We start from the raw sequence: 6,095 nt of genomic DNA, 5'->3' as shown, positions 1-6,095 counted from the left end.
TCGGGATGGCCGTGCGCCGGAACCACCACCGACACCGACAACACCGGCGTCCACTCCCCCAACGCGGGGGGCCGGAGGATGCCGTGATCGTTGCGCGGGACGCGGGGCTGGCGTGTGAAGTCGATGTCCTCCCGGGGCAGCACGGCCGCGGTTGCGGACCCGTGGCCGTCCACGGTGGCTTGCTGTTCGGTCTCTGTGGTGGTCAACGCTGTCCCCCTGTGTACTCGGTGATGGACCGGCCGAACTCCGCGGGCTCGCCCTCAAGGAGGGAGCTGGGCCGCCAACCGGCCCACTGCCGGGCGTAGTTGTGCAGGAAGTAGGCCATGTCCTCGGACCAGGTGTGTCCGCCGCCGGTGCGGCGCAGCACGTAGCCCAGCCCGTGTGTGCGATGGATACGGCCGCCGCCCCGGGTGACGGCGAGGAGGAGCTGGGTGTCGATGGCCCGGGGCAGCGGGCGGAAGCCGCCCGTCTCCTCCAGCACCACACGGTCGGTGAGGATGGTGCCCCCGGCGATGAACCTGGTGGCCGTCTCCGACTCGCGGCTGCGCCACACGGTGACGTCCACCTCCTGGAGGTAGACGAAGTCCTGTCCGGTGCCGACCAGCTCCGCGCCGGAGTAGGCGCGGGCCAGGGCCAGGTCCGCCAGGTGGTCGGGCCCGTACCAGTCGTCGTCGTCCCACTTGGCGATCAGGTCGCCCGACGCGCGGGCGGCGGAGTCGTTGAGCACCGAGCCGAACACCTGGCCCGCGTCGGCCTCGTGGACGACGATCCGCAGACCGGTCGCGGCCGCCTCGGTGATCGCCGCGGCCACCCCGGGCAGGTCGGCGGGGAATCCGTGCAGGGTGAGCACCACCTCCACGTCCACGTCGCGCTGCCGGGCGATCTGGGCGAGCGCGAACCCGACCATCTCGGGGCGGCGGGTGCACAGGACGACCGAGATCCGGGGTGCGGGCGGGACGGGGACGCCCGCCTCGACGGCCAGCGACCTCCACCGGGTGCGCAGGCCGTGGGTGCGCAGCGCGGCGCGGCGCAGCCGGACGCTGTACTCCTCCCTGCGGAGCCGGTCGGTGAGGTCGGAGTCGGCGGCCCCTTCCACGAGGTCCGCGAGCGTCCGTCCCAGTCCGGCGGCCCACCCGGGCACAGGGCCGCTGAGCAGGGGGACCCCTCCGGCCGCCAGCGAGGCGACGGTACGCACCGCCGCCGAGGGGCCGGTGTGCCCGGACCAGTCCACCCGGACCCCGCGCAGATGGCGCAGGCGGGTCAGGTCCACGTCGGTGACGGTGCCGTCGGGCGCGACGGTGACCAGGTCCTTGTTCCCCTCGCGGACGACCGCGCGGTCGCCGTGGGCGGTGAGGTCCGCGAGGGGGCCCTTCTCGGCCTTGGTGAAGCCGACGGGGTTGACGGTGAGCTCGTCCACGGGGGCGACCGCCGACACGGGGTCGGTCCCCCCGGCCGGGCGCACCGCCCGCAGGAGGGCGTGTCCGTGTTCCCCGGCCAGGTCCTTCCAGGCGTCCGCGCCGGTGGTGACGCGGTCCAGCGCGGGAACGACATCGTCCTCCCAGGAGGCGTGCACGCCTCCGGAGGCCAGTCGCAGTGCGAGGTCGGCGACGGGGGTGACGCGGCGCAGCGGGACCGGGCCGGTCGCGGGCACACCTGCCGCACCGGTGTCACCCGGCCTCCACAGGGCGCCCTCCGGCCCGGAGAGCGCGGCCAGGGGGGTGACGGCGGGGCCTCGACGGCGCCCCCGGGTTCCGTGCAGGACCGCGTCGAGGACCTCGGCGGTGTCCACCCCGTTGGGGAAGAACAGCTCGCACAGCCAACCCTGCCGGTCGGCCCGGCGCACCCGCACCTCCTGCAGGTCGCGCCACTGCCCCATGCCCGGGGAGGCGGGAAGCGGCGGGTCCTGGTGCCCGGGGACGGCGACCAGCGCGACCAGGACGTGGGCGGCCCTGGGCAGGTGGACGGCCGTGGTCAGGGCACGGTGCAGGTCGGTGGTGGTGGCGGCGACGACCGCGACCAGGCCCACCTCCCCGTGGTCGGCCACCGCCGCACCCAGGGGGTGGGCGTCCAGGTCGAGGACGACGTCGGAGGGGCGTGTCGGCAGCCCGGCCAGCCTGGCAGCGGTGCCGGCGCCCGTATGGCACAGCACGGCGGTTTCGTCCCCGCGGGCGCGCAGGGCCTCGCGGAGGGCGGTGGTGATCATCTGACGACCTCGGTTCGGGGGACGTGGGGCAGGTGTCCGGGAGGGGCGGCGGGGCTCAGGAGCGGGTGAACACGTGCGCGCCCTTCTCCGCGGCCTCCTCCGTGCGGCGCAGAGCGGGGTTCTCGGCGAGCCAGCGGTCCCCCAGCGCGCGCTCGTCTGTGCGGGAGGCGTCGTCCAGGATGATCACGACGTCCTCGGAGCAGTGCGGCAGCAGCGCGGGGACGGCCGGGTAGCGGGCCTGGGCCCCGGTGGCCTCCGGCGGTCCGTCGACGAACAGCAGGCCGATGCCCTCCAGGTCGGCGAGGACGGAGGTGTCGTACCACTGGCGGGGGCCCCCGCCCGCGCCTTCCGCCCCGTCTTCGGGCTCCTCGCCCCCGGAGGTGAACTCGGTGAGCGGTGCGGTGCGGACCTCCACCACGTCCTCCAGCCCGTGCGAGGCCACCAGGGCGCGGCTCAGCTCCGCGTAGCGGGCGTCGTGTTCGACGGCGACGAGCCTGCCGCCGCCGGCGCGCCGCAGCGCGTAGCCGATCCAGACACTGGAGGACCCGCTGCCGCACTCGACCACGAGTTCGGGGCGGCGCCGGTCGATCTCGCGGACCAGGAGGCGCATGACGTCGGGCGAGGCGGCCCAGCCGCGCAGGGGCGGCATGAACGTGGGAGTGCCGAGGTGTTCGCGCAGCTCGGTCCAGGCGACCTGCTGCTCGTAGTCGTTGCGCCCCTGCACGGTGATCGCGTGGGTGACCTCGCGCGTCAGCTTGGGTAGGGAGTGGTCCCGCAGGTGCGTGAGCCTCTCCTTGACCCCGTCCATCGAGCGGGCGGCCTCCAGGCGGTCGCGGCCCAGCGTCTCGGCGACCCTGCGGCTGTGGGTGTCCATCACCGTGGACACCGATGTGGCCAGGCGGTTCACGGTGCGGCGCAGCAGGAGGAGTCCGAGGGCCAGCACGAACACCGCGCCGCCGAGCGCGCCGAGGAGCACGAGGGCGGCCGCGTCCACCCAGCCGATCAGGCCGAGGGCCCCCAGGGCCACGGGGACCGCGAGAACGGCGGCACCGGCCACCGCGCCGATGACCAGGAGCGGACGGAGAAGGCTGCGAAGCGACCGCATGGGCGGGTACCTCCACGGGAGTTGGCGACCCGGCACCGCAAGGGTGAACCGAGGGGGGACACAGAGGGAAATCGGTTTTCTCCACACGGAGCGGCCGGTTCCGAACACCGTTCCGAAGGGAGGGGTGACAAAGGGGTCAAACTTTGACGAGACTAACCCTTCGCGTCGATGACGCGATGCGCGTGAGTCGAATCGAAACCCGAAGGGTGGTCAATTCTCCCGTTGTTCACCTTTCCATCACCAATTCCTTGTTTCCGCGTATCCCTCCCCTTCCCGAGCGGGTCGGTTCACCACCCGGTGGCACCGCGCAGCGCCTCGCCCATCACCGGTCCCAGGGTCGCGGAGTAGGTGGCGGTCATGTGGGAGTGGTCCCAGAACACCAGGACGTTCCCGATGACGGCGTCGCACCGCCTCTCCGGGCACACGTACTCGGTGAGGTCGACCAGCGTGACGTTGCCGGGCAGGTCCGCGACCGAGGCCGGGTCGGTGTCGTCCTGGCTGTAGTCGGCCGGGGAGACGCACTCCTCCAGGGGGCGGCTCTCCACGCACTCGGCCCCCGCGCTGTCGCGTCGGGGGAGGTCGCGCACGCCGATCACGTCGATTCCCAGCGCGTCGAGCTGCCGCCAGCGCTCCACGAACCCGTCGTGGACCGTCTCCCCGGCCGGGCTGGCCCTGGTGGAGGAGGTGAAGACGGCGTCGGGCCGTTCCCGTTCCAGAACCTCCATGGCCTCGGCGTTCCACGCCTCGCACTCGGGGAAGGGCTCACCGTCCCGGGTGGGGACGCCCGCGCTGAACTGGCAGCCGCTCTTGGTGAAGGACAGGAGCCTCCACCCGTTGGCGGTGGCAGCCTCCAGGACCGACGGGTACCAGTGCGCGACACGGGAGGCTCCGACCAGGGCCAGGGTGTGCTCGGCGTCGGAAGGGCCGGTCTCGCACACCGTGACCTCGCTCTGCGAGAGCGGGACGTGGCAGCCCCGGACGTGGTGGGCGGACAGGTCCTGCCTCGCGTCGGCGGGGTCGGGGCGCACCGGCATCTCCTGGAGCACCCGTTCCAGGGAGGGGTCGGACGCCATCATCGCGCCCGGGTAGTAGGCGGGTTCCGCGACCTCCTCCGCCCGGTGCCGCTGCTCCTCCTCGATCCGCACCGACCACAGCGTCGTCGCGGCCATCACGGGGACGACCAGGGCGGCGGCCACCCCCAGCGACCAGGCCGGGGTGCGCCGTCCGGGCGCCCGGGTGAGGCGTTCGACGCCGCCCTCGACGGCCTTGGAGGTGACCCAGGCCAGGACCAGGGACAGCGCGAGCACCAGCGCTCCCCCGAGCGGGTCGGCCAGGGACCGGTCGGTCACCGCCAGGTAGCAGACCAGGACCGGCCAGTGCCACAGGTAGAACGGGTAGGAGAGCGCACCCAGGGCCATGAGCGGCTTCCAGGTGAGCAGCCGGTCGGCGCCGAACCGGGTCCCGGAACCCGCCAGGACGACCATGACCGCGGCGCCGGTCGGCCACAGGGCGACGTAGCCGGGGAAGAGCGTGGACACCTGGAGCAGCATCCCGCAGGAGACGAGCGCGGCCAGGCCGGCCCATCCCAGGACCACTCTCAGGCGTTCGGGCAGGTCGATCCGGTGGACGACGAGCGCGAGCAGCCCGCCCAGGGCGGGCTCCCACAGCCGGGCACCGGTGTCGAAGTACGCCCAGGCCTGGTCGGCCCCGGTGATCCACACCGAGTAGGCGAGGGAAACCGCGAAGACCAGACCGACGACCGTGGTGAACGCCACCCCCGGGCGCACGCGGGCCCGGGACGCGACCAGGGCCGTGAATCCCAGCAGGAGGGGCCAGAGCAGGTAGAACTGCCCCTGGATCGACAGTGACCAGAAGTGCTGGACCGGGCTGGCCGCGGCCTCCCTGGCGAGGTAGTCGACCGCGGCGTTGGCCAGGGCCCAGTTCTCGTGGTAGAGCGCCGCCGCCCTCACCTGCGCGATGACGTCGGTCCACCGCGAACGCGGCAGCCACAGGTAGGTGGCGGCGAGGGTCGCCGCGAGCACGACGGCTGCCGCGGGGGTGAGCCGGCGGGCCAGCTTGGTCCAGAAGGCGGCGAGCCCGATGCGGCCGTCGCGTTCCAGCGCCCTGACCAGCGACCCGGTGATGAGGAAACCCGTGAGGAGGAGGAAGACGTCCACACCGCCCGAGACGCGGCCGAACCAGACGTGGTAGACGGCCACGAGGAGCACAGCGACGGCCCGCAGGCCCTCGATCTCGGGGCGGAACCCTCCACCCCGGCGCGTGCCGGACGGGGTACGGGAGAGCGTGTTCGAAATGGCGGGCGCGGGAGCCCCTGCCGTGGAGACAGACATGAGTGGTGAACGGCCCCGAAGAATAGGAAGTTTTCTACCGAAAGAGACGCGGAGCAGGTTCGGTCCCTCGAATGCGGCGATGAATCATCGCCGGTCCCGACGCCGCTCCGGTGAATGGCGGGCCAACGCGCGGCCAACGGCCCACCGACACTCGTGGCGATTCCCCTGGTGTATGCCCGGAACCCTAGGAGAAAGGGCTCCTCCTCAGCACTACGGGACCGGACGGGCGGTTTCGCCACCAAGGTGATGATTGCGGGAGAGTCCTGCGGGGAAGAGCGGGAGGGGGTCCGCGGCGAGCAGCACCGGCGGACCCCGGTGCGGTGCCGCCGCGCCGGGGTGCGGGGCCCGGTTTATTCCCCGTCCGGGATGTAGAGAGCCTGACACCCGGTGCTCGGCCACCTGGCTGATAGCTTGCTGCCTAGGCGATCCCATCGCT

General features: G+C 72.9%; 3 protein-coding genes and 1 pseudogene. All 4 read right to left on the bottom strand.

Features of this window, described 5'->3' with window-relative positions:
- Positions 1 to 206: pseudogene (locus tag ACFWTE_RS06055) on the bottom strand (glycosyltransferase family 2 protein); the annotation flags it as partial.
- Positions 203 to 2,203, bottom strand: a complete 2,001-nt coding sequence (locus ACFWTE_RS06050) for a glycosyl transferase family 2 (protein WP_378778220.1) — start codon at positions 2,201 to 2,203, stop codon at positions 203 to 205. The gene ACFWTE_RS06050 and the pseudogene ACFWTE_RS06055, both read right to left, overlap by 4 nt.
- Positions 2,204 to 2,258: 55 nt before the next feature.
- Positions 2,259 to 3,308, bottom strand: a complete 1,050-nt coding sequence (locus ACFWTE_RS06045; protein ID WP_378778219.1) for a class I SAM-dependent methyltransferase — start codon at positions 3,306 to 3,308, stop codon at positions 2,259 to 2,261.
- A gap of 287 nt (positions 3,309 to 3,595) precedes the next feature.
- Positions 3,596 to 5,659: an acyltransferase family protein gene (locus ACFWTE_RS06040; RefSeq protein WP_378778218.1), complete on the bottom strand. Its 2,064-nt coding sequence runs from the start codon at positions 5,657 to 5,659 to the stop codon at positions 3,596 to 3,598.
- Between the last annotated feature and the right edge of the window lie 436 nt (positions 5,660 to 6,095).

It is taken from the genome of Nocardiopsis sp. NPDC058631, assembly GCF_042716955.1.
In the GTDB taxonomy this organism is placed as follows: Bacteria; Actinomycetota; Actinomycetes; order Streptosporangiales; family Streptosporangiaceae; genus Nocardiopsis.
The sequence above is the reverse complement of the archived record's forward strand: the minus strand, read 5'-3'. Positions and strand labels throughout refer to the sequence as shown.